This window comes from Desulfomarina profundi, assembly GCF_019703855.1.
Classification (GTDB): Bacteria; Desulfobacterota; Desulfobulbia; order Desulfobulbales; family Desulfocapsaceae; genus Desulfomarina; species Desulfomarina profundi.
This window is the reverse complement of sequence record NZ_AP024086.1, coordinates 3,818,393-3,839,820: the sequence shown is the minus strand read 5'-3', so window position 1 is coordinate 3,839,820 and position 21,428 is coordinate 3,818,393. Positions and strand designations below refer to the sequence as shown.

The window sequence follows — 21,428 nt, the reverse complement described above, 5'->3', positions numbered from 1 at the left end:
TTTTCTCCACGTCTCATATCACCTGAATCCTGCAATTGGCAATCCCGGAGGGTGGGAAAATGCTGGATTCAGGTATCATTACAACATTGTAATATTAATGAAAGGAATACGTAATTATTCCATGGTATAGTCAATACTATTCAACAGTCATACAGTAGCCACCCGCATTTCATCAGATTGAAGGAACAGTTATGCAAACACCACCACCAACCATCAGCAAAAACAACAGTGGCGACATCTACAGTTCCGTCCAGGAAATCAATGAAGCCGTCAGACTCGGCTCCGCCTGGGTCGCCCCCTGCGTCGTGAAATGGCCAAGGTGATCATCGGCCAGGAACATCTGCTGGACAGGTTGCTGATCGGCCTGCTGACCGGCGGACATATTCTCCTGGAAGGTCTACCCGGCCTTGCCAAGACCTTGGCCGTCAAGACCCTGGCAAAGGCGGTACAGACAGATTTCCGTCGTCTCCAGTTTACTCCAGACATGCTGCCCGCCGATATTATCGGTACGGAAATCTACAATCCGCGCCAGACAAGTTTCGAGGTCAAACAGGGACCGATCTTCGCCTCCCTCATCCTGGCGGACGAAATCAACCGGGCTCCTGCCAAGGTGCAGTCTGCCCTGCTAGAAGCCATGCAGGAGAAACAGGTGACAATAGGTGAGAAAAGTTTCCCGCTGCCTGAGCTGTTTCTGGTTCTCGCCACCCAGAATCCCATTGAACAGGAAGGCACCTATCCCTTGCCGGAAGCGCAGGTGGACCGGTTTATGCTCAAGGTGGTAATCAACTATCCGACCATGGAGGAAGAGCGCCGTATCCTGGATGCCTTTGACGGAACCGACAATGAAATCGACATCCTGCCCATTGTCACTCCGGACGATATTCTTGCCTCAAGAAAAACAGTCAACACGATCTACATGGACGACAAGATCAAGGATTATATCGTCTCCCTTGTCTATGCCACACGTGATCCTGGAAATTTTCAGCTTGACCTGAAAGATTATATCGAAACAGGAGCCTCCCCCGTGCGACAATCAACCTCAAGGCGGTGGCCCGCAGCCTTGCCTTTCTGGCGGGACGAGGTTACGTAACCCCGGATGATGTGAAAAGCAGTGCCGTGGATGTCATGCGCCATCGACTTCGCATCAGCTACGAGGCAGAGGCGGAAGGAATCAACAGCGAGGATATCATCAGAAAAATCCTGGACACTGTGCCGGTACCATAGAACGGAAGAATGGACAGTCAGCTCACCAGAAAAATCCTGAAACAGGTCAGGAGGATAGAAGTCCGCACCAAAAGACTTGTCAACGACAGTCTGGCGGGAAGCTACCAGTCTGTTTTCAAGGGACGGGGGATGAACTTTGACGAGGTGCGCGAATATGTTCCAGGAGACGATATCCGCTCCATCGACTGGAACGTAACTGCCCGCACCGGGATTCCCCACGTGAAGAAGTTCACAGAAGAACGGGAGCTGACCATCATGCTGCTCATTGATATCAGCGGCTCCGGAGATTTCGGTTCAAAAGAGATATCCAAGCGTGAGCTAATGGCGGAGGTAGGTTCTATTCTTGCCTTTTCCGCAGTGAAAAATAATGACAAAGTGGGGCTGCTGCTCTTTACCGACTTCACGGAACTCTATATTCCACCCCAGAAGGGAAGAACTCATATTCTCAGAATTATACGTGAAATCCTCTTCTTTTCACCAAAAGGAAAAAAAACTGATCTCAAGCTCCCCCTGGATTTCATCAATCGGGTCATCAAGAGAAAATGTGTCACCTTTCTCCTTTCTGATTTCTGTTTCAGCGACGATTTCGAAACATCACTCCAGAGCCTGCACCCCAAGCTGCGGGTTACCGCCAGGCGCCATGACCTTATCGCTGTTGTGGTCAGCGATCCCCGTGAATTCATCCTTCCCGATGTGGGGTGGCTGGCCCTGGAAGATGCGGAAAGCGGAGAGCAGATCGAACTTGACACATCCGACCCCCGTATTCGCAAACAGTACGCGGAACTGGCTGAAACCAGGAGAATAAAACTGAAAAAAACACTACGTTCCGCGGGAATAGACATAATGGATCTCAGCACAGATGCTCCCTGCCTTCCTGTTCTCACAGGTTTTTTCGGTAAACGGAAAGGGAGGGTCGCTCCATGAAAAGGCTGCTTTTTCTCACTCTCTTTTTTGCGGGTATCACCCTGTCCTTTTCCGTCTCTTCGGTTTCGGCTGACAGCCAGTCCCTGCGACTGCTCCCGGGACCGGGACAGCACCAGACCGGCCAAAAGAACCAGGCAGCAACCGAACTGCGGGACATCCGGGGCCCTGTTCCCCTCCCCGTTAAAAGGCCATGGGCGCTTTACAGCGGCGCAGCTCTTCTCCTGCTTGCGCTCTCTTTTATTCTTATCACTTTTTTGAAAAACCGAAAAAAACATGAAGCACCAGGGATTACTCCCTGGGACCGTGCCCTGGCGGACCTGAGAAACGCATCGGGATTAAAAGCCACCCGGCCGCTGCAGTACACACAGCAGGTTTCTGCCGTTTTACGGGAATATGTGGAGTCCCGTTTCGGATTTAAAACAACCAGACAGACCAGTAATGAATTCCTGCGGGCCCTGGGAGAGGAGGAAAACAACAGCATCCCTTCAACCTGGTATAATTCCCTGAAAACCTGTTTCCATCTCTGTGATCTGGCCAAATTTGCTCACCGGATACCTGATCTGGAAGATATCGAGAGCATGGAACAATCCATCGTCTCCTTTATCGAACAGACCCGACCGACAAAGGGAAAAGAGGAGGGACAGCAATGAGATTCCTCCACCCCGAATTTCTCTGGCTTCTACTCCTGCTTCCCCTTCTTGCCGTCCTTTACGGCAGGAAAGGAAAGGCACCCGCGTTGAAATTCTCTTCTACGACCCTCGCTGCGGTCCTGGCAACAACACCCAAGGCACGACCGGGTACTCTCCTCCTGCTCTTTCGCCTGCTCGTGCTCTCTCTCCTGATCCTCGCCCTTGCCAGGCCGCAGCAGGGAAGTAGTACCACTGAAATAGAAGCATCAGGCATTGATATTATTCTGGCAGTTGATGTCTCAGGCTCCATGGAAGCTATGGATTTTACTCTCAATTCAAAACCAGCTAATCGACTTGAAGTTGTAAAGAAAGTAATGGATGAATTTATTTCAGAACGTCCCAATGACCGTATCGGTCTGCTGGCATTTGCCGGCCGTCCCTACCTGGTCAGCCCACTTACACTTGACCATGACTGGCTGCGCAGAAGACTGGAATCACTGCAGACCGGTATGCTGGAAGATGGTACCGCCATCGGATCTGCCATTGGCAGTGGGACAAACAGACTGAGGGAAAATAAATCCAAATCACGAATTCTGATCCTGTTGACGGACGGAATGAATAATGCCGGCCGCATTCCGCCCCTGATTGCCGCGGAAGCCGCAAATACCCTGAAAATAAAAGTCTACACAATTGGAGCGGGTACGCGGGGAGAGGCCCCCATGCCGGTCATTGACTCCTTTGGGCGCCAGAGACTTGTCCGGGCAAGGGTAGATATAGACGAAGAAACCCTCACAAAGGTTGCTGAACTGACCGGTGCCCGATATTTTCGTGCCACTGACACAGAATCATTAAAAAAAATCTATAATGAAATAAATAAAATGGAGACAACGACACGGAAAATAAAAAAATTTGAGCACTACCGGGAACTCTATCCTTTTCTTGTTCTGGCAGCCCTCCTCCTGCTGGCTGTTGAAATATATATTGCCCGCAAAAAACTGCCGTAGGAGGAATTGAAATATGCATTTCGCACAACCTCTGTGGCTTGCCACCGGATTCTTTTTCTGCCTGCTGCTCTTTTTCTCCCTTCGCTTTCTCTGTGTACGCAGACAGGTGACTCTTGAGAAATTTGCAGGAAACAGGCTGCTCGACCAACTGACAGTAAACCTTTCCAACCGAAAACGAACGATAAAAAACACTCTTCTTGTCCTCTCTGTCTTCTGTTGCTTTATCGCCCTGGCCCGCCCTCAATATGGTTCCAGGTGGATCGAAATAAAAAGAAAGGGAATCGATATCCTCTTTGCACTCGATACTTCAAAATCCATGCTCACGGAAGATATCAAACCCAATCGTCTGAAAAAGGCGAAATATGGTATTCTTGATTTTGTCCACCAGCTGGATGGAGACCGGGTGGGGCTGATGCCCTTTGCCGGTTCCTCCTTTCTAATGTGTCCCCTTACCCTGGACTATAATGCCTTTGAACACTCCCTGAACGCCGTGACTACAGATATAATTCCCAAAGGCGGCACCAATATCGGTGAGGTCATAAACGCTGCCGTCACAACACTGACCAATAGTGCCAATCATAAAATTCTTATCCTTGTAACCGATGGTGAAAATCTTCAGGGTGACGCCTTGGCAAGTGCGAAAAAAGCCGCAGAAAAAGGATTGATCATCTATACGGTCGGTGTCGGTACTCCCGGAGGAGAATTGATTCCAAACCCGAAAGGCGGCTTTATCAAGGGACCTGACGGAAAATTTGTCACATCAAAACTGGATGATACAACACTCCGGCAGATTGCTGAAAAATGCAGTGGTATGTATGTCGCTCTTGGACCAAGCGGTGAGGGGCTTCAGACAATCTACCAGAAGAAACTGGCAATGGTCCCCAAGGATGAACTGATGGAAAGACGTCAAAAGGTCCCCGTGGAACGGTTCCAGTTTCCCCTGGCTGCCGCGTTGCTTCTCCTTATCTGCGAATTTCTGATCTCTGAGAGAAAAACGGAACACCTCCCCGGAAAAATTTTTCTGGACAGATTTCGCACCGGTCTGCAAAAGAAAAAAGGACCGTTTATTTTTCTGTTTTTTTCACTCCTTCTCTTTTATGGATCTCCCAGAAACAGTTATGGATCCACCGGGGAAACCGCCTATAAGAAAGGTGATTATGTTACCGCTTCGGAGTATTATCGTAAAGAACTGCAAAAAAATCCCAATAATAAAAAACTCCACTATAACTTTGCCACTGCTGCCTATAAAAACAATATGTTTGACGATGCCATCCACTCATTTTCAAAAAGCCTGGAAGGCAGTGATATCAAGTTACAGCAAAATGCCTACTACAATCTTGGCAATGCCTATTACCAAAAAGGGCTGCAACAGCAGAAAACTGATAAAAAACAGACAATTGCACTGTGGAAACACGCTCTGGAATCCCTGGACAGCGCCCTGAAACTCAATCCGGATGATGAAAACGCCCGATACAACAGAGACCAGATAAAAAAACAACTGGACAAATTACAGCAACAACAGCAACAGCAACAGCAACAGCAACAGCAACAGCAACAGCAACAGCAACAGCAACAGCAACAGCAACAGCAAAAAAATAAACAACCCCGGGAAAAGCCGAAAGAAAAAAATAAAAAAAAGGTAAAAAAACCCAACACTCCCAAAACAAAAAAACAATCCGGAAACAATAAAAACAACCAGCCCCTGCAAAATAAAAAAAGTACTTCGCAGGTAGCCGGAAAAAAAACTGATTCAACTGAAAAATCTGCTGCTGAAAAAAAGGCGATGGAAAAAGAAAACAGGGAAAGAAGACGCCTTGGCAAGATGACCCGGGAGGAGGCTGAAAGGCTGCTCAACAGCCTGAAAAACAGGGAAGGGGAGCTGAATTTTGTCCCCTCCGGTCGACATATGAATAACGACAGTATAAAAAGGAACTGGTAATGCACTTGGGAAAACTGATCATTTTTTTACAACTGACGGTTCTGCTGGCAATTGTGCCCACCCCTGTATTTGCCAAAATTACGGCAAAAGCGTTTCTTGACAGCAATACTTTTCCCGTCACCGGGGCAGCACGTCTGACTGTCACCGTAAACGGCGCCCGTTCCGCTGATATAGACCTGCCCGAGGTCAAGGGAGTACGCTTCCACAGTCGAGGACAGTCCTCACAAATCAGTATAATCAATGGCAGCTACACCTCCTCCATCACCAACACCTACCTGGTGGAACCGCTCAGCCCTGGACAATACAGCATACCGCCGATTTCCGTCACCGCCGGAAATACGACTGTCCACACAAACCGGCTCGAATTTGAAGTGACAGCGAGTACCGGTACTGCTTCGCCATCTTCCTCTCCGTCATCCATGCAGCAGCAGGTTGCCTTCATCCGGCTGACACCTCCGGGCAGGCACTATACCGGTGAAATCATACCAATTGAAATAGAAGTCTGCTTTAACAGCGAGTATCGAATAAATATCAACTCCCTGCCTGTCCTTCATGGTGATGGGGTCGTCATGGCACCCCTGGACGATAAACCTGAAAGACACCGTGAAAATATCGGCGGAAAAACCTATAACGTCCTCAGTTGGAACGCGGCTGTCACAGGGATCAAGGCCGGTAAACATTTCATCAGCTTTTCTCTTGATGCGACACAGATGCTTCCCGGAACACGTCGTCCCATGGCTTCCTTTGGAGATATTTTCAATGACCCGTTTTTCAACAATTTTTTCGGAGGAATGGAGGAAAAGCCCATCAAGGTCAGCAGTAAAAGAGTTAATCTTGAGATCATCGATCTTCCCGAGAAAGGTAAACCGGAAATTTTCACTGGGGCTATCGGTAATTTTGAGATGGGTGTCACTGCTGCCCCCTTGAAGGCTGAAGTGGGAGAACCCATTACACTCACCATTGAAATCAAGGGAAATGGGAATTTTGACAGAGTGGAACCTCCTGTTTTTCCCAAAAACTCTGACTGGAAAACCTATACCCCCACCACTGATTTTATTTCGGGAGAGGACGCGTTGTCCGGAAAAAAAAGATACGAGCTGGCCATCGTTGCCAAAAACAGTGGTATCAAGGAAATTCCCTCACTTTCTTTCTGCTTTTTCAATCCGGAAAAGCAACAGTATGAAACCGTCACCAGTCCTCCCCTGGCTGTGAATATAGCCCCTCCTCCCGACAGGCCGATAACATCACAACCAGTAGAAAAAAAACCTGGCCAACCAACAAAATCGAAAAAGAAAAAAGTCGGGATGTCTCTTCTTCACCTGGAAAAAGGTACGTTTCACCAGACTATTGAACCACTCTACAAAAAACTCTGGTTCATTGTCGTTGGTGGGTGTTGCATTATCCTGCTTTTCATGGTTGCGATCTTGCGAATCATTCAGCAGAATAGAAAAAACAACCCCCAACGACAGAAAAAGAAAGAAAATCGTGAACGGTTCTCACGCAATTTCAAGAAACTGGAACAAGCCCGGAAAGATGAGGATGACATCCTCTTTCTTTCCCTCTGCCGCCAGACTATACAGGAGCAACTGGGCCCCACCTGGGGAATAGCTCCATCTGCGCTGACCCTGGCTGATATTCAAAAAAGAATAAACCGGACAAGCCCGTTGACAGAAATATTTGCAGTAGCAGAAGAAGCCGGTTATGGAGGAAAGGGCATCAGTAGCCAACAAATGGATGAGTATCTTGAGCAACTCCGGCATGAACTGGAGGACCTGCTATGAAACACCGATTTTCAGCTGGAATACTTGTTGTTGTCCTTGCAACATTCTCCCTTGCTGCCATTTCAACAGCGGACAACAGGAGTCTTTTTACCAGGGCCAATGAGGCCATGGGAAAAGGTGAATATGGAACTGCTGCTGAACTATATGAAAAACTGGTCCAGAAATCGGGTTACAGTGCTGATGTTCTCTTTAACCTGGCAGTCAGTTATGAGCATTCGGGACAACCTGGTAAAGCCATCCTCAATTATGAGCGTGCTCTCCGCCTGGATCCTTCCGATTCGGATATCAAAGGTAACCTGCATTTGCTCAGAAAGAAAAACGGTCTCTATGCGAGAGAATTTTCCTGGTCTGAAAAATTTTTCCAATTACTGAATATGGACCAGTGGCTCCTCACCAGCCTGGTTTTCCTGGTCATCTTTACCCTGCTGCAGCTTGCCACCCTGCGACTCCCCTGTCCACTGCACTGAAACGAACTGTTTCAGTTGCCTGCCTGTTCCTCATTGCCCTTTCAGCGGCCGGTGCGTTTTACAGATATCCAGCCTACCATGCCTGGGTAGTGACCACCGAGGGAAGCCGCCTGCTTCTCTCTCCGTTTGATTCTTCCAAATCAAACGGTTCCATCCAGGCGGGGCGTCTTGTCTTTCCCGAAAAAAAACATCATGAATTCGTATACATAAAAGATGACACAGGAAGGTCAGGATGGATACGCGCCAGGGATATTGAACCAATAGTCCCCCGTATGCGGTAAAAACCTTGCTGCCCTGAAATCACCAGCTCACCCAAACCAAAGCCCTTTTGCCTGAACTGATGAAAAATACATAAACCGGACAATTATGAAAAACAATCAATCCAGCTCCAGCATGGAACTTTCTACCGGCCCTCACCATGTAAAACTTGACAGCTGGTTGAGCTGCGCACCTTTCGAAGAACTTCTTCACATGAAAATTGAACAGATCAGTAATGGCAAAGCAGTACTCTCCATGCCCTTTTTCCACCACTTTTCCCAAGGGGCCGGACTGCTCCACGGCGGGGCACTGACCGGTCTTGCTGATACTGCCGTGGCCATGGCCTGCAAATCTCTTTTGCCACCGGGAACCCATTTTGCGACGCTCTCGCTCAATTCCACTTTCCTTGCCGCAGTCAGGCAGGGCCGGGTCACGGCCCATGCAACCGTTACCAGGGAAGGAGAGAGGATCCTGCGGGGAGAAGCCGTGGTAATGGATGAAAAGAAACGTGAAGTTATGCGTTTCAACTCCCTGTTCAAAATAGCCCGCAGACAGAAATCCCAAACAGGGCAGTAGCATCAATTGTTCTGATCTTCTTTTCAAGGTAGCTGAAAACGCCGGGGTAATGTATAGAGTAAACAGACGGAGAAAAATCGGGTTGTGTGTTAGTGTCTGTTCAGAAATGAGATTTTTTGTTCGAGTTCAGGTAAGCGTAGACTCCGAGGAGCATAGAATAATAAAAAGCGCAGCATATTAGACATATGTGAGCATTTTTATTTTTCGTAGCGACGCAGAAATCGAGCAAAAAGGCCATTTATGGACAGGCACGTGTCAACTGCCCCGATATTCTGGTAAAACAGAAGGAGACACCGTATCAATATGGCTTTTGTAGCTGACTGCTGCAGAAAAAGCCCGAACAGCTATACTTCCTGGAGAATTCATATTTCGTATCCAGGTACAATATGAGTGCCATGTCTTCTGAAAAAACGAGTAAAGAAAGTCAATGGGTATTTCTTACCGGCAAGGAAATCTACCAGTTCCTCAACCGGGTGAAAGGACGACTGAAAGGAATGACAGTCTATGCCCTGGTGGGAAAAAGTGGAACCGGAAAAAGTTTTCGAGCAAAACTACTGGCTGAAAAAATCGGAATTCCTTATATCATAGACGACGGACTCCTTATCTATGGTGATACAATTCTGGCAGGACGATCCGCCAAGCAGGAAAAACACTATCTCAGTGCCATAAAAACTGCTCTTTTCAACGATACTGTTCAACGAAAAAATGTCATCAAGGTTATCGAGGATAGAAAAATTAAAAAAGTTCTGATCCTGGGCACCTCCGACAAAATGGTGGAAAGAATTGCTGAACGCCTTGATCTGCCACCCATCAGTGAGATTATTCGTATCGAGGAGATTGCCAGTAAAAAGGATATTGAAGATGCCATCCGTTCCCGCTCGGAAGAAGGAAAACATGTTATCCCTGTACCGGCAATTGAAGTAAAGAGGGACTATGCCAGAATCCTTTCCGATTCCATCCGGATTTTTTTCCGCGGTGAAAAACGACAGAACGGAGAAAAGAAGTCCCGTTTTTTTGAAAAATCCATCGTCCAACCTGATTTTCAGGACCAGAGAAACCAGAAGGGAAAAGTAACCATTTCTGAAGCTGCCCTGACCCAGATGATTTTCCATTGTATTGATGAATATGATGACGACGTTCAGGTCAACAAGGTCAAGGTAGTTATCGGGCGCTCAGGGTATGATATTGAGCTGTTTATCTCCGTACCCTTCGGAAAGACGCTGAACAGCGACCTTGAGGAACTGCGAAAATATATTCAGGACACTATCCAGAGATATACCGGCATCATTCTGAAAACACTGGAAATATCTATAAATGAAATTTCAAGCAGACCACAGGAGATATCAGGTACGGGGGATAAAAAGTAAGCCGTCCACCACCCCATGACATCTGCAGGCGGTAGCGACAAGGATCGGTTCTGCCGGTAATCCAGCAATCCTGTCATAAAGGACCCATAAATCTTTCGGATAAATCCCACCCACCCCCGGATAGAGCTGATGGCTCCGTATAACCAGGGCCCCTGCACTCTCCAGGAGACTAAACATATCTTCACTTCTCGGTTTTCCCGTCACAGTGCAGAACTTTTCAGGCTCTCCACAGTTGTCCGGGCAAAGAAAATCAGCATGACTGACATAAACGGTGCTGTCACCACCCACCATTACATTGGGTAATTCTGCCACAAACGATTCCGGGACTGTTGCAGAAGAGACCTTATATTTTCTGGTTGCCACCAGTTTCAGCCACCCGGCCACCACATGAACGGGAATGGCCGGAATAATCAGGTCAACATCACTGTCCCTGCTCAGGTGCTGAACAAGCCAGCTGACCCCATCCCCGCGAACAGCCTCAACACCGGAAAACTTTTCCAGCTTCTCGCTTTTATCAATGACCGTTATTTCTGCCCGGGGAAGGTGACGTGCAGTATGCTTGAGGGCTAGACGACCAAATCTACCACCCCCCAAGATCCATATTTTTTTCATTTTTTTAAAATAAAAATTCGCAGTGGGGCAGGTATTCCTGCCCCACTGCGAAACTTTCACCTCGGTGGTAGCGGGTACAATATGCTCCTACCATGTTTCAGCAGCAGATTACACCTTGAATGTTGTTACAAGGTCATTGAGCTCCTCTGCCAGCTTACGCATATCTCTGCCGTTTTTATTCACTTCATCACTGTTATCGGCCATTTTATGTGCTGCGACATTCACCTCACCAATGTCACTGGCGATCGATGACACTACAGTTGCACTCTGGGCAACATTCTCATTTACTTCCACGATGCCGGTTGATGCCTGGGAAATATTTTCTGAAATTTCATTGGTAGTGGCCAGTTGTTCCTCCACTGAAGTTGAAATCACGGCAACTATTTCATGGACACGGTTAATAGTTGAAGAAATAGATTCAATACCTTTAACTGTCCCCTGGGTTGACTGCTGAATACCCTCAACCTTTGTCTTAATCTCCATGGTGGCATCTGAAGTCTGCTTGGCAAGCTCTTTGATTTCGTTGGCTACAACAGCAAATCCCTTGCCAGCCTCTCCCGCCCTTGCAGCTTCAATTGTTGCATTTAATGCCAGAAGATTGACCTGTTCGGAAATTTCTGTAATTGTTTCAAGTACATTACCGATTTCGTCGGCAGCGTCTCCCAGGGTTAAAACCTGCTCAGAACATGCGGCTGTCTGCGTAACAGCTTCATTTGTAATACTGTTTGCACTTTCAGTATTTTTTGCAATTTCATTGATGGATGTCGTCATTTCATCGGTTGCTGTTGCCACAAGGGAAACATTTGTTGAGGCCTCTTCCATGGCAGCGGCCACTGATCCCATATTGGCACTGACTTCCTCACTGGCAACCGCTACTGTTTCCGCCTTGCCGGAAGTCTGCTCTACTCCCTGTGCCAGTTGACCCGCGATAGTAGTCAAGGTACCTGAAGACTGATGCAGCCTTGCTGCAGTTCCGGTAACATCTGTGATGGTTTTTTGAATTTTTTCGACAAAAGTATTAAATGCGGTTGCAAGGGCGCCAAGCTCGTCCCGGCTGACAGCATCAAGTCTTTTGGTCAGATCACCATCACCTTCCGCGATTTCCTTCAATCTGGAGACGACATTCTTAATTGGACCAATTGTCGTTCTCACAATGACAATACTCAGACCAACCAGCAAGACGAGTACCGCAAAAACAGTCACAAGAACTGTAAAATTTGCCGTTTTTGTATTCTCTGCAATATTTCCTTTCACGAGGGTCAAAATCCCCTGTGCCGCCTGTTGCGCTTCACTGCTTATGGTAAGCAGATCACCGTTAAGCGCCTGATTCTTCTGCCATTCTACAAAAACAGCATCCTCCATCTTTTTTATTTTTTTAAAAGATTCCACTATCTGCGTCCATATCTTTTGATAATCCGCGTTTATTTTTGCCGAAATGACTGTTTCAACATTTTTTGAAAATCTTGTGGTTTTTTCGCGTGACTTCCTGATATCTTCTTTAAATTTCTTTCCGTCATTGACCAGGAAAAGGCTCTGAATGGCAATAGTTCTCTCATTAACTGTATTCAATACATTTTTAACTTCATCACGTAGAACCATAGTGGCCGGTAACAGTAAATCACCCTCCATGGCCAGCTCTGTCTCTTTTTCATTGATGGAGCCAAGAATTTTCAGTACAGCCTCAGCAACAGTAGAAACTTCCTGGAGAATATGGTTTTTATGATTGGCAATTATCTTATTAGTCTCTATAAACGCCTTATCGACTGCAGCAAGTTTCTTTTCCGCGGTTTCCATACGCCGCAGGATTGCATCTATTTTCTCTCCTTTTGACAGCGCCCGTATTTCCGCTATCAGTTCGCCGGCATGGCTGTGCTCTTTTTGAAACGCGTCCACCTTCGGGTCAGTCGTGCTGGAGGTATTGATAATCAGAACTTCATTTAGAATAACCTGAACAATTTCACGACTTAGATCCATCACCCTGTAATCACGAACCTTCGCAGTATCTATGATGTAATTTATTACTGAAATAAACAGCAGACCAAATATTCCGACTGCCGCCAACAGTATTATTTTACTTTTAATAGTCAATATAGTCTTTTTCATTAATATTCCATCTACTCTGTTCAATAACTGCCATTGCCCGTAAGGGAGGATTCTCTCCTCCCTTACCAGCGATTCCTGCTGACATCAATCGTAATATCCTGCTCCAAAGGCCAGATTTGTTCCCGGAACCTTTTCGATATATGTATGTTTCTGAGATGGCTTTTTCTCTCCAGGTTTCGGCCACATATAGTCTACCCAGCCCTTTCCTGAAGCTGAGCTGGCAACACGGGAAATCTCGGAAAATATCAGGACACCATTGACATCCTTCACATGGAGAAGGTTTTTTCCAACCAGTTTGGGTTTAATCGGATGGGCTCTGGTAACAGCTTGGTCAGCCGAGGTAGCAAATACATACGAATCTTTCCAGACAAACGGGCCATTTGGATCTGCAACCTGTGCCAGTGCAGCCTCTTCCCCCTTCTCCTGTGCCAGTTTGACAGCAGCCTGAACTTTAGCCACACACTCTTCTCTGGTTGCATTTGCGGCAAAAGCAACTGAAAAATTCAATGTGGAAATCAACCCGAAAAGAATAAAAAACAAAAATAATTTTCTGAACATTGCAGCCTCCGTTAATTGTAATGAGGATTTATCATCTGATGAAACTATCTGACCACTTCAATACGATTTCAAAATCGTATCACCAAAAATGAAGGAATGTCAAATTGAGTGATCATTTATTTTAGACCTGTGTTCACTATTCTTTTTCTGATTACCCATGAAACCCGGTCCCTCTGGAGATGTGGTGATTTTATCAGACCAGGCCGCGGTCAAAAATCACTGATATTCTTTTGGGTGATTGAACTCTATTAAGACCCGTGCCCATATTTTCCTCCTGTCCAATTACACGATCTATCCTTTCCTCACTTCATTGATTTTAAAGAATTTATATTTTGCTTTGCACTACAATATGCTACAATGTGGCAAACTCTTTGACTTAAGTCAAAGAAACTGACCCTTCATATGCTATCATGGGAAGTACACTATTACATTGTAGTATATACTCAACATACCAGAAGGAGTAAGAATGCCGATATTCAGCTATCTTGCCATTCCCGCAAATGGTGCAAAGGAGATGCTTTGTGCCGATCTTGCCTCCCTGTCCCACTGTGAAGTCATTCCATCCGACAACCGGGAAGTTGTCGTTCTCGTAACCGATACACCGGATAAAGCTACCGAAGAAAAGCTCCAGGAAAAACTGAAGCAGCTGCAGACTCTTCAGTCCCTGAGCCTGACCTTTGGCTATGATGACGAAAAAATTAAGGAGAAATTAAGGTGAAACTCAACAGACGAAGGTTTTTGAAGTATGCGGCCGCAAGCAGCGCGGTTGCCACAGCCGGAGCACTTTTTCCCGGCGCCAGTTTCGGCAGCTGGCAGAAGTTGAAAAACAATTCCGGTATAATCTCCTGGCAGAAAGCACCCTGTCGCTTCTGCGGTACCGGTTGCGGTGTCCTGATAGGTGTCTCGGACGGCAGGGCCGTCGCCGTGAAAGGCGACCCCAACTGCAGTGTCAATAAAGGCCTGTGCTGCATGAAAGGATACCATTCCGTTCAGGCACTCTACGCCAAAGATCGTATCACCACTGCCAAGATTCGAAAAAATGGAGAGATGGTCGAAGTTCCCATCAAGGAGGCCCTTGATCTCATCGCAGATAAGATCAAGAAAACCATGGAGAAACATGGCAAGGATTCGGTTGCCATTTACGGTTCAGGTCAGTGGACTATTCCCGATGGTTATGTTGCCTCAAAACTGTTCAAAGGCTGTCTCGGTACCAATAATGTGGAGGCCAACGCCAGATTATGTATGGCCAGTGCCGTTACCGGTTTCATGACTTCTTTCGGTATCGATGAACCCATGGGCTGCTACGAGGATATGGATCATGCCAATGTTTTCATCACCTGGGGCAACAACATGGCCGAGATGCACCCGGTGCTCTTCTCCCGTATGCTGGCAAACCGAAAACGAAGAAACAATGTAACCATTATTGACTTTGCCACCCGCTCGACACGAACCAGCCAGGCAGCCGATAAATCAATTCTCTTCCGGCCCCAGACCGACTTGGCCGTTGCCAACGCCATCTGTTACGAAATTATTAAAAATGACTGGGTAAACTGGGATTTCGTAAACGAGCATGTCTCCTTTCATAAGGGTAAAACCAATATCGGTTATGGAACCCAGGATCATTTCGCGTTCAAGGACAAAGCCGAATCAATTGATTTTGAAGAGTATAAACGTTTCCTGGAAGATTACACTCCTGAAAAGGTGGAAAAAATATCAGGCGTTTCCGCAAAAAATATCAAGTACATGGCAGCCCTTTACGGGGATCCAGACCTGAAAGTCACCTCTTTCTGGTGCATGGGAATGAACCAGCATACCAGGGGAACATGGATCAATAACCTGGTCTACAATATCCACCTGCTGGTCGGGAAAATATCTACTCCCGGTAACAGCCCATTCTCTCTCACCGGACAGCCAAGTGCCTGCGGTACCGTCCGTGAAGTTGGAACCCTGACCCATAAATTACCCCACGGGGTAGTTATGAATGAACATCACCGCAAAATGGCGGCGGAAATATGGGATGTTCCCCTTGAAAACATCGATCCCAAACCCACTTATCACACTGTGGAGATGTTCCGTGCTCTTGATCGGGGCGATATAAAGTTTATCTGGATCCAGGTGACAAACCCAATGGTCACCATGCCAAACCTGCGCCGCTACCGTGACGGTGCCCTGAAAGATGACCGCTTTGTCGTCGTCTCGGATGTATACCCGACCCCCACCACTGATGTGGCCGATGTCATCCTGCCGGCCGCCATGTGGGTGGAACAGGAAGGAATGTTTGGGAACTCGGAGCGCCGAACCCAGCATTTTGCCGAAATCGTCAAACCTCCTGGAGAAGCCATGTCCGATACCTGGCAGATCATCGAGGTGGCAAGGCGACTCGGTTTTGAAAAACAGTTCCCCTGGAGCCAGGATGAATACATCGGTAAAATCTGGGAAGAATACAGAAAATTTCATGCCGGACCAAAACATGAAATGGCCCCGTATACCGTCCTGAAAAAACGCTCCGGTGTCCAGTGGCCATTTGTCGACGGCAAGGAAACCCGATGGCGCTTTAACGCGAAATATGATCCTGCCTGCACCAACGGCAAGGATTTCGATTTTTACGGCAAGAAAAACCACAGGGCCTGGATCTGGGCCCGTCCTTATGAGCCGGCTGCTGAATTTCCGGACGGTGAATATAATTTCTGGCTCAATACCGGACGAGTCATCGAGCATTGGCATACGGGATCCATGACCAGGAGAATCCCCGTCCTCCACAATGCTGTTCCCCATTCCTATGTGGAAATCAACCCGGAAGATGCCGCCGAACTTGGAGTTGTCAATGGTGAAATGGTAAAAATTATCTCCCGCAGAGGTGAAGTTACAATGCCCGCATCCATCCGGGGTCGTGGGGTTCCTCCCCGGGGTATGGTGTTTGTACCGTTCTTTGATGAAAGTTATCTGATCAACGAAGTAACACTTGATGCCTTCTGCCCGATTTCCAAGCAGCCAGACTATAAAAAATGTGCGGTAAGACTGGAGAAAGCATGATGAAACTCTCAATACAAAGCAATAAACTTGTAACCATACTCTCTTTAGCTGGAGCACTGGTTTTTACGAGTTTTCAGGCTCTTTCCGCAACAATCGACCGGGGTGTGGACCTTAACAAATTTGATCATCAGGGTAAAAAAATTTATGATGCCCATGACCAGACCCCGCAACCCTACATGTCTGCGGATTCAGGCGACCGAAACCTGGCGACTTACTACGACAGGCGCCAGTATCCCGGTTCCCCCCCACCCATCCCCCACCCGGTAGACCTGACCTTCAGTGGAAATGAGACTGACTGCCTTTCCTGTCACGGGGAGGGTGGTTACAGTCAGGAATTTGGCAAATTCATTCCGGTTACCCCCCACCCGGAAAACAGTCTCTGCTACCAGTGTCACGCCCAGGTGAATACAACTGAAAAGTTTGTGGAAACCAACTGGAAATCCATCGTCCCACCACGTCTGGGCAGATCGTTTCTGTCCAGTTCACCTCCACCCATACCCCATGCTCTGCAACTGCGGGAAAACTGTATCGCCTGCCATACCGGGCCGGGGGCTGTGGTTGAAATCCGGGTTGATCATTCCGCGCGTGGCAACTGCCGACAATGCCATGTCCCAGCCCCACAGACGGCACCTCTGCAGGAATTCGCACGTAAACCTTAAGGGGGAGACAGGTCTTTATGAAGAAACAAATTATTCCATTCGCCATACCGGGTCTCTCTCTCCTGCTCATGCTGCTTTTAACCTCTTTTGCCCTGGCAAACGAAAAATCGTTTCTGGACACTATTAAAAAAACGGTCAAACCGTTTGACGCCAGGTCGGTAAAAAAGGTTCGACCTGTCACCCGAAAAACGGTCCTTGCCCTGGAAGAATACAGGGGTGGATCATTCAGGGTTCTCGCTCGCAAACAGGAGATCAAAAGGTATAAATGCAGCAACTGCCATGGAGAAAAACCGGTTCTCGTCAAACAGGGCTTTGAACTGACCCATGGCAATGTAATCATTAACCATGGCCGTGCAGGTAATGAACTGAGCTGTATCGACTGCCACAGTGAGGATGACCGGGATTTTCTAGAAGATAAAAAAGGCAGAAAAATTGATTTTGACCACAGCTATAAACTCTGTGGTCAGTGCCATTTCCGCCAGAAACGTGACTGGCTCGGCGGGGCCCATGGCAAACGGGTCTCAAACTGGGCAGGAGAACGGGTAATCTATAATTGTGCCAGTTGCCATAATCCGCATTCCCCACGATTCTCAAAACGATTTCCGGCCACCTATTCGGTACCGCTGAACTGACAGGACTAACCATGAGTTCACCCAAAAAAAATGAAAAACAGACAGTAATTCAAGATGTTCTGGAAAAACCGAGCAGCAGGCGATCTTTTCTGAAAGGTGCTTCCATCGCCATGGCTGCGGGCAGCGCTGCTCTGGCTACCGGCTGCATGGCTACCGGAGACACCACCACCTCGGAAGAAATGAAACTGCGCTGGCAGGAGTATTTTAAAAAACATTACCGGCTGATGACCGCAGAGGAGAAAAAGGAGACGGTAAAACGACTGGAGAGGTTGGCAAAAATCCAGAACGATCTGGATGTCCAGATCGGCACTGACCCACCGATAGAAAACGTTCTCTACGGTTACGCTTTCAATATCTCCCGCTGTGAAGGATTTATGGAATGTGTCGCCGCCTGTGTAAAAGAAAACAACCTGGATCGAAAGACCAATACCCAGTATATCCGGATCTTTGAAATGGAACCGGGCAAGCTAGACCCCAGTACCGGAGATGGGCAGTTCTACCATAAGGTACCGGTGGAAAACAAATTCTACATGGGAGTTCAGTGTTTCCATTGTGAAAATGCGCCATGTATCAAGGCCTGCCCCACCAAGGCAACCTGGAGGGAACCTGACGGTATTGTTGTGGTGGATTATAACTGGTGTATAGGCTGCCGTTACTGCCAGGCCGCCTGCCCTTACTTCGGACGACGTTTCAACTGGAGCCAGGGAGAAGTACCGAAAGAAGAACTCACCACGAAACAGCACTACCTCGGCAACCGCAGAAGACCAAAGGGAAAGATGGAAAAATGTACCTTCTGCATCCAGCGAACCCGCAAAGGCCGCCTTCCGGCCTGCGTGGAAGCCTGCCCCACCGGATCACGGGTGTTCGGCAACCTGCTTGACCCGGAGAGCGAGATCCGTTTCGTCCTTGAACACAAAAAGGTTTTCAGGATGAAAGAGAACATCGGAACTGAACCGAAATTCTGGTATTTCATTGATTAACAGCCATAACTATTTAGTTTTTATTAAATAACAATCGCCGAGTTATCTCACAAGAGGAACGATATGAATGCAGTCCCCCATAAAAATCTTAAATCCTTTTTAACCGATGCCGTTCGCTGGAATCTCAGGGGTGGAATTGCCTTCCAGATTTTCAGAATTTTCCTGCTCTTCGGCATGGGATTCGGTATCTATGCCTACTCGTTTCAGGCAAGATTTGGTCTTTCGGTAACGGGAATGAACGACATTGTCAGCTGGGGACTCTACATTTCCAATTTTACCTTTCTGGTGGGAGTTGCGGCAGCAGCCGTTATGCTGATCCTGCCCGCTTACATGTTTCATGATCCCGGTTTTCACAGGGTGGTCATCATCGGTGAAGGTGTTGCCGTGGGAGCACTGGTTATGTGCCTGTCCTTTATTGCAGTGGATTTGGGTGGACCTCTTCAGGCATGGCATCTTATTCCGGGAATAGGCCTCTTTAATTTCCCTTCGTCGATTCTGGCCTGGGATGTCCTGGTGCTCAACGGCTATCTTCTTTTAAACGGTCTTGTACCCGCCTATATTCTTTACAGCCATTACATGGGACGCAAGGCAGATGAACGAAAATACCGCCCCTTTGTTTTTCTCTCAATCTTCTGGGCCTTTTCCATTCATATGGTCACAGCCTTTCTCTACCAGGGTCTTCCTGCACGACCATTCTGGAATAATCCCCTTATGGGACCACGCTTTCTCGCCTCCGCCTTTGCGGCCGGTCCTGCCCTGATAGCCCTGATACTTGCCATCATTCACAGCACCACTGACTACAAAATAGACCGAAAGGTTTTCCGTAAACTGCGCCTGATCATCACCATTTCAGCAATCGTTAACCTGATCATGCTCTTTTCCGAGATATTCAAGGAATTTTACTTTCCAACTCACCATTCAAGCTCCGCCGTCTACCTCTTCTTCGGCATGGACGGTCATAATTCTCTTGTTCCATGGATATGGACCTCGGTCATTATTAATCTCCTGGCTACTCTGGTGATTGCCTTCAACCCCGGCAAAGACAACCCGAAGGTGCTCCTGCCCGCCTGTGGCTTTCTTTTTATAGCGGTGTGGATGGAAAAGGGCATCGGTTTAATTGTCCCCGGACTTATTCCCTCCCCCCTTGGAGAAGTTGTCGATTACCTGCCCACCTGGGTTGAACTGGGAGTAACCCTTGGTATTCTCTGCCTGGGAATTACGGTAGTGACCTGGTTGATCCGAACCGCGCTGATTATTGAACAGCGATATGAAGGTGCCGACTGACAAGCAATCCAGCTTCCGTTACGCCCTGAATCTGTCATGGATTCAGGGCATTTTTATTTCCTGATTTTCTCCGGCAGCCATAAAAGTTTTCCGCGCAGGGCAGGATTCTTCATCAGAGTAAAGACCTTTCCAGGATCAGGATGCGCACCATATATATATTTGATCTGCTGCTGCCTGTAGAGATAACCGGGATCATTGAGTTGCAGAGCCATCACCAGATTCATTTTAATACGATCCATATCTGTTTTATATTGAACACATCTCTGAAATTCCTGTAATCCCTCCCTGGCCCAACCTGCAACAAGCAGGATATAGAGTATCAGCAGAATCCCGGACTGCCGTTTTTTAAATTTGAGCTGTGCGCTGTCAAAAAACAACAGATACAGCAGAAACGGTGTATAAAGCATAAAACCATATATATTCATATATCTGGAGACAAAGAGAGCGTAATTTCCCCTTGCAAAAGCTATTGAACCGATCGAAAGAACAAGCCAGAGCAGAAAACCGAAAAGTGCAAGATTTGCCCTATCCCGAATAATACAGGATACCAGCCTCTTCATCCCTTCCGGACTCCATACCCTGTACCGAAAGACAATAACGGCTACAGGAATAAGCCAGAGACAGAGGATACCAAGGTATTCAACCGGCCAGCTGAAAGCCTGAAGGGATAACCAGACCAGGTCCAGAAAACCGTGGGCTCCCAACTGTTGCTGATTTGCGGGAAACACCAGTAATTTCATATTGAAAACAAGAAGAAACACCGTTATTCCCAACATCAGGTAAGAAACCTGCCGCTTCTGTTCAAAACCGATCAGGGAAACCAGCTGAATCACCAGACACACCAGCAGAGGTACCAGGCTGGACGCTGAAGTAAAGCTGTTCACCATACCGATCAGGAAAAACCAGAAGAGTATTTTCATTTCCGGAGGACGGGATGCGAGCAGGATGAGCAGCAGTCCCCAAATGACAGACAGGTAAAAATGACTTTGAAAGCCAAGGAGGATCACCTCCCAGTAGAGGGGGGCTAAAAATACCGCCACGGAAATAGAATAAAAAACAAAGCGTTTCCATTTTTCCCTCAGTTTATCCCGGACAAAAATGAAAAATACCAGGAAAATCAAAGGCACCAGGAAACTCTGGAAAATCATATTGCCCCTGGGTGACCAGCCCCCAAGCAATTCATACAGGGCTATTCTCAGGAGTCGGGAAACGGCAAAACGGTGCTGGACATGGGGTTTGATCAGATCCTGCGGGGTGAGAGAATGTTCCTCCCATTTAATATAGAGCTCCGCCTCGGAATCCCACTGGTCCCAGAATGGGACATCAGTCCCGTACAGGTTAATCATCAACAGGTTGACAGCTAAAATAAGGACACTGAAAAAACATGCTGTTTTCATG

At 47.5% G+C, this 21,428-nt stretch carries 19 protein-coding genes and 1 pseudogene; 16 read left to right on the top strand and 4 right to left on the bottom strand.

Annotated elements, in window-relative coordinates:
- Positions 1–191 precede the first annotated feature (191 nt).
- The 10 genes and pseudogenes from LO777_RS17725 (at position 192) to LO777_RS17675 (ending at position 10,169) form a co-directional block, all read left to right on the top strand.
- Positions 192–1,224: pseudogene (locus tag LO777_RS17725) on the top strand (AAA family ATPase).
- A gap of 9 nt (positions 1,225–1,233) precedes the next feature.
- On the top strand, positions 1,234–2,148 hold the full coding sequence (locus tag LO777_RS17715) for a DUF58 domain-containing protein (protein WP_228855156.1): 915 nt from the start codon (positions 1,234–1,236) through the stop codon (positions 2,146–2,148).
- Positions 2,145–2,798, top strand: a complete 654-nt coding sequence (locus tag LO777_RS17710; RefSeq protein WP_228855155.1) for a hypothetical protein — start codon at positions 2,145–2,147, stop codon at positions 2,796–2,798. The genes LO777_RS17715 and LO777_RS17710 overlap by 4 nt, the downstream gene beginning before the upstream one ends.
- Entirely contained in the window at positions 2,795–3,781 is a 987-nt protein-coding gene (locus LO777_RS17705; protein ID WP_228855154.1) for a vWA domain-containing protein, read from the top strand. Before LO777_RS17710 ends, LO777_RS17705 begins: the two co-directional genes overlap by 4 nt.
- Positions 3,782–3,794: 13 nt before the next feature.
- Positions 3,795–5,720 carry a VWA domain-containing protein gene (locus tag LO777_RS17700; protein WP_228855153.1) on the top strand — a complete coding sequence of 642 codons (1,926 nt, stop codon included), beginning with the start codon at positions 3,795–3,797 and terminating at the stop codon, positions 5,718–5,720.
- Positions 5,720–7,501 (top strand): BatD family protein, encoded by a 1,782-nt coding sequence (locus LO777_RS17695; protein ID WP_228855152.1) that lies wholly within the window; start codon positions 5,720–5,722, stop codon positions 7,499–7,501. The genes LO777_RS17700 and LO777_RS17695 overlap by 1 nt, the downstream gene beginning before the upstream one ends.
- Positions 7,498–7,968 (top strand): tetratricopeptide repeat protein, encoded by a 471-nt coding sequence (locus LO777_RS17690; protein ID WP_228855151.1) that lies wholly within the window; start codon positions 7,498–7,500, stop codon positions 7,966–7,968. Before LO777_RS17695 ends, LO777_RS17690 begins: the two co-directional genes overlap by 4 nt.
- Positions 7,884–8,249 (top strand): hypothetical protein, encoded by a 366-nt coding sequence (locus LO777_RS17685; protein ID WP_228857428.1) that lies wholly within the window; start codon positions 7,884–7,886, stop codon positions 8,247–8,249. The genes LO777_RS17690 and LO777_RS17685 overlap by 85 nt, the downstream gene beginning before the upstream one ends.
- An 85-nt stretch (positions 8,250–8,334) precedes the next feature.
- On the top strand, positions 8,335–8,802 hold the full coding sequence (locus tag LO777_RS17680; protein WP_228855150.1) for a PaaI family thioesterase: 468 nt from the start codon (positions 8,335–8,337) through the stop codon (positions 8,800–8,802).
- Between the two features lie 494 nt (positions 8,803–9,296).
- Positions 9,297–10,169 (top strand): hypothetical protein, encoded by an 873-nt coding sequence (locus tag LO777_RS17675; RefSeq protein ID WP_407929166.1) that lies wholly within the window; start codon positions 9,297–9,299, stop codon positions 10,167–10,169.
- Here LO777_RS17675 and LO777_RS17670 read toward each other — a convergent pair.
- The 3 genes from LO777_RS17670 to LO777_RS17660 form a co-directional block, all read right to left on the bottom strand.
- Complete coding sequence (locus LO777_RS17670; RefSeq protein WP_228855148.1) at positions 10,146–10,781, bottom strand: Rossmann-fold NAD(P)-binding domain-containing protein; 636 nt, start codon at positions 10,779–10,781, stop codon at positions 10,146–10,148. The genes LO777_RS17675 and LO777_RS17670 overlap by 24 nt on opposite strands.
- Positions 10,782–10,889: 108 nt before the next feature.
- The gene (locus tag LO777_RS17665; RefSeq protein ID WP_228855147.1) at positions 10,890–12,884 is read right to left on the bottom strand and encodes a methyl-accepting chemotaxis protein; all 1,995 of its coding nucleotides are present in this window, start codon (positions 12,882–12,884) and stop codon (positions 10,890–10,892) included.
- 84 nt (positions 12,885–12,968) lie between these two features.
- Complete coding sequence (locus tag LO777_RS17660; protein ID WP_228855146.1) at positions 12,969–13,442, bottom strand: cache domain-containing protein; 474 nt, start codon at positions 13,440–13,442, stop codon at positions 12,969–12,971.
- A gap of 466 nt (positions 13,443–13,908) precedes the next feature.
- Here LO777_RS17660 and LO777_RS17655 point away from each other — a divergent pair, with 466 nt between their 5' ends.
- From LO777_RS17655 to dsrP, 6 genes are all read left to right on the top strand, one after another.
- Positions 13,909–14,160 carry a hypothetical protein gene (locus LO777_RS17655; protein WP_228855145.1) on the top strand — a complete coding sequence of 84 codons (252 nt, stop codon included), beginning with the start codon at positions 13,909–13,911 and terminating at the stop codon, positions 14,158–14,160.
- Positions 14,157–16,475, top strand: coding sequence for a molybdopterin-dependent oxidoreductase (locus LO777_RS17650; protein ID WP_228855144.1), 2,319 nt, complete (start codon positions 14,157–14,159; stop codon positions 16,473–16,475). Before LO777_RS17655 ends, LO777_RS17650 begins: the two co-directional genes overlap by 4 nt.
- Positions 16,472–17,134 carry a hypothetical protein gene (locus LO777_RS17645; RefSeq protein ID WP_228855143.1) on the top strand — a complete coding sequence of 221 codons (663 nt, stop codon included), beginning with the start codon at positions 16,472–16,474 and terminating at the stop codon, positions 17,132–17,134. The genes LO777_RS17650 and LO777_RS17645 overlap by 4 nt, the downstream gene beginning before the upstream one ends.
- A 17-nt stretch (positions 17,135–17,151) precedes the next feature.
- Positions 17,152–17,766 carry a hypothetical protein gene (locus LO777_RS17640; protein WP_228855142.1) on the top strand — a complete coding sequence of 205 codons (615 nt, stop codon included), beginning with the start codon at positions 17,152–17,154 and terminating at the stop codon, positions 17,764–17,766.
- An 11-nt stretch (positions 17,767–17,777) separates the two neighbouring features.
- Complete coding sequence (locus LO777_RS17635) at positions 17,778–18,746, top strand: 4Fe-4S dicluster domain-containing protein (protein WP_228855141.1); 969 nt, start codon at positions 17,778–17,780, stop codon at positions 18,744–18,746.
- Between the two features lie 63 nt (positions 18,747–18,809).
- Complete coding sequence (dsrP, locus tag LO777_RS17630) at positions 18,810–20,030, top strand: sulfate reduction electron transfer complex DsrMKJOP subunit DsrP (RefSeq protein WP_228855140.1); 1,221 nt, start codon at positions 18,810–18,812, stop codon at positions 20,028–20,030.
- 53 nt (positions 20,031–20,083) lie between these two features.
- Here the strand turns inward: dsrP and LO777_RS17625 are convergent, their stop codons facing one another.
- Positions 20,084–21,427 carry a hypothetical protein gene (locus tag LO777_RS17625; protein ID WP_228855139.1) on the bottom strand — a complete coding sequence of 448 codons (1,344 nt, stop codon included), beginning with the start codon at positions 21,425–21,427 and terminating at the stop codon, positions 20,084–20,086.
- Position 21,428 lies beyond the last annotated feature (1 nt).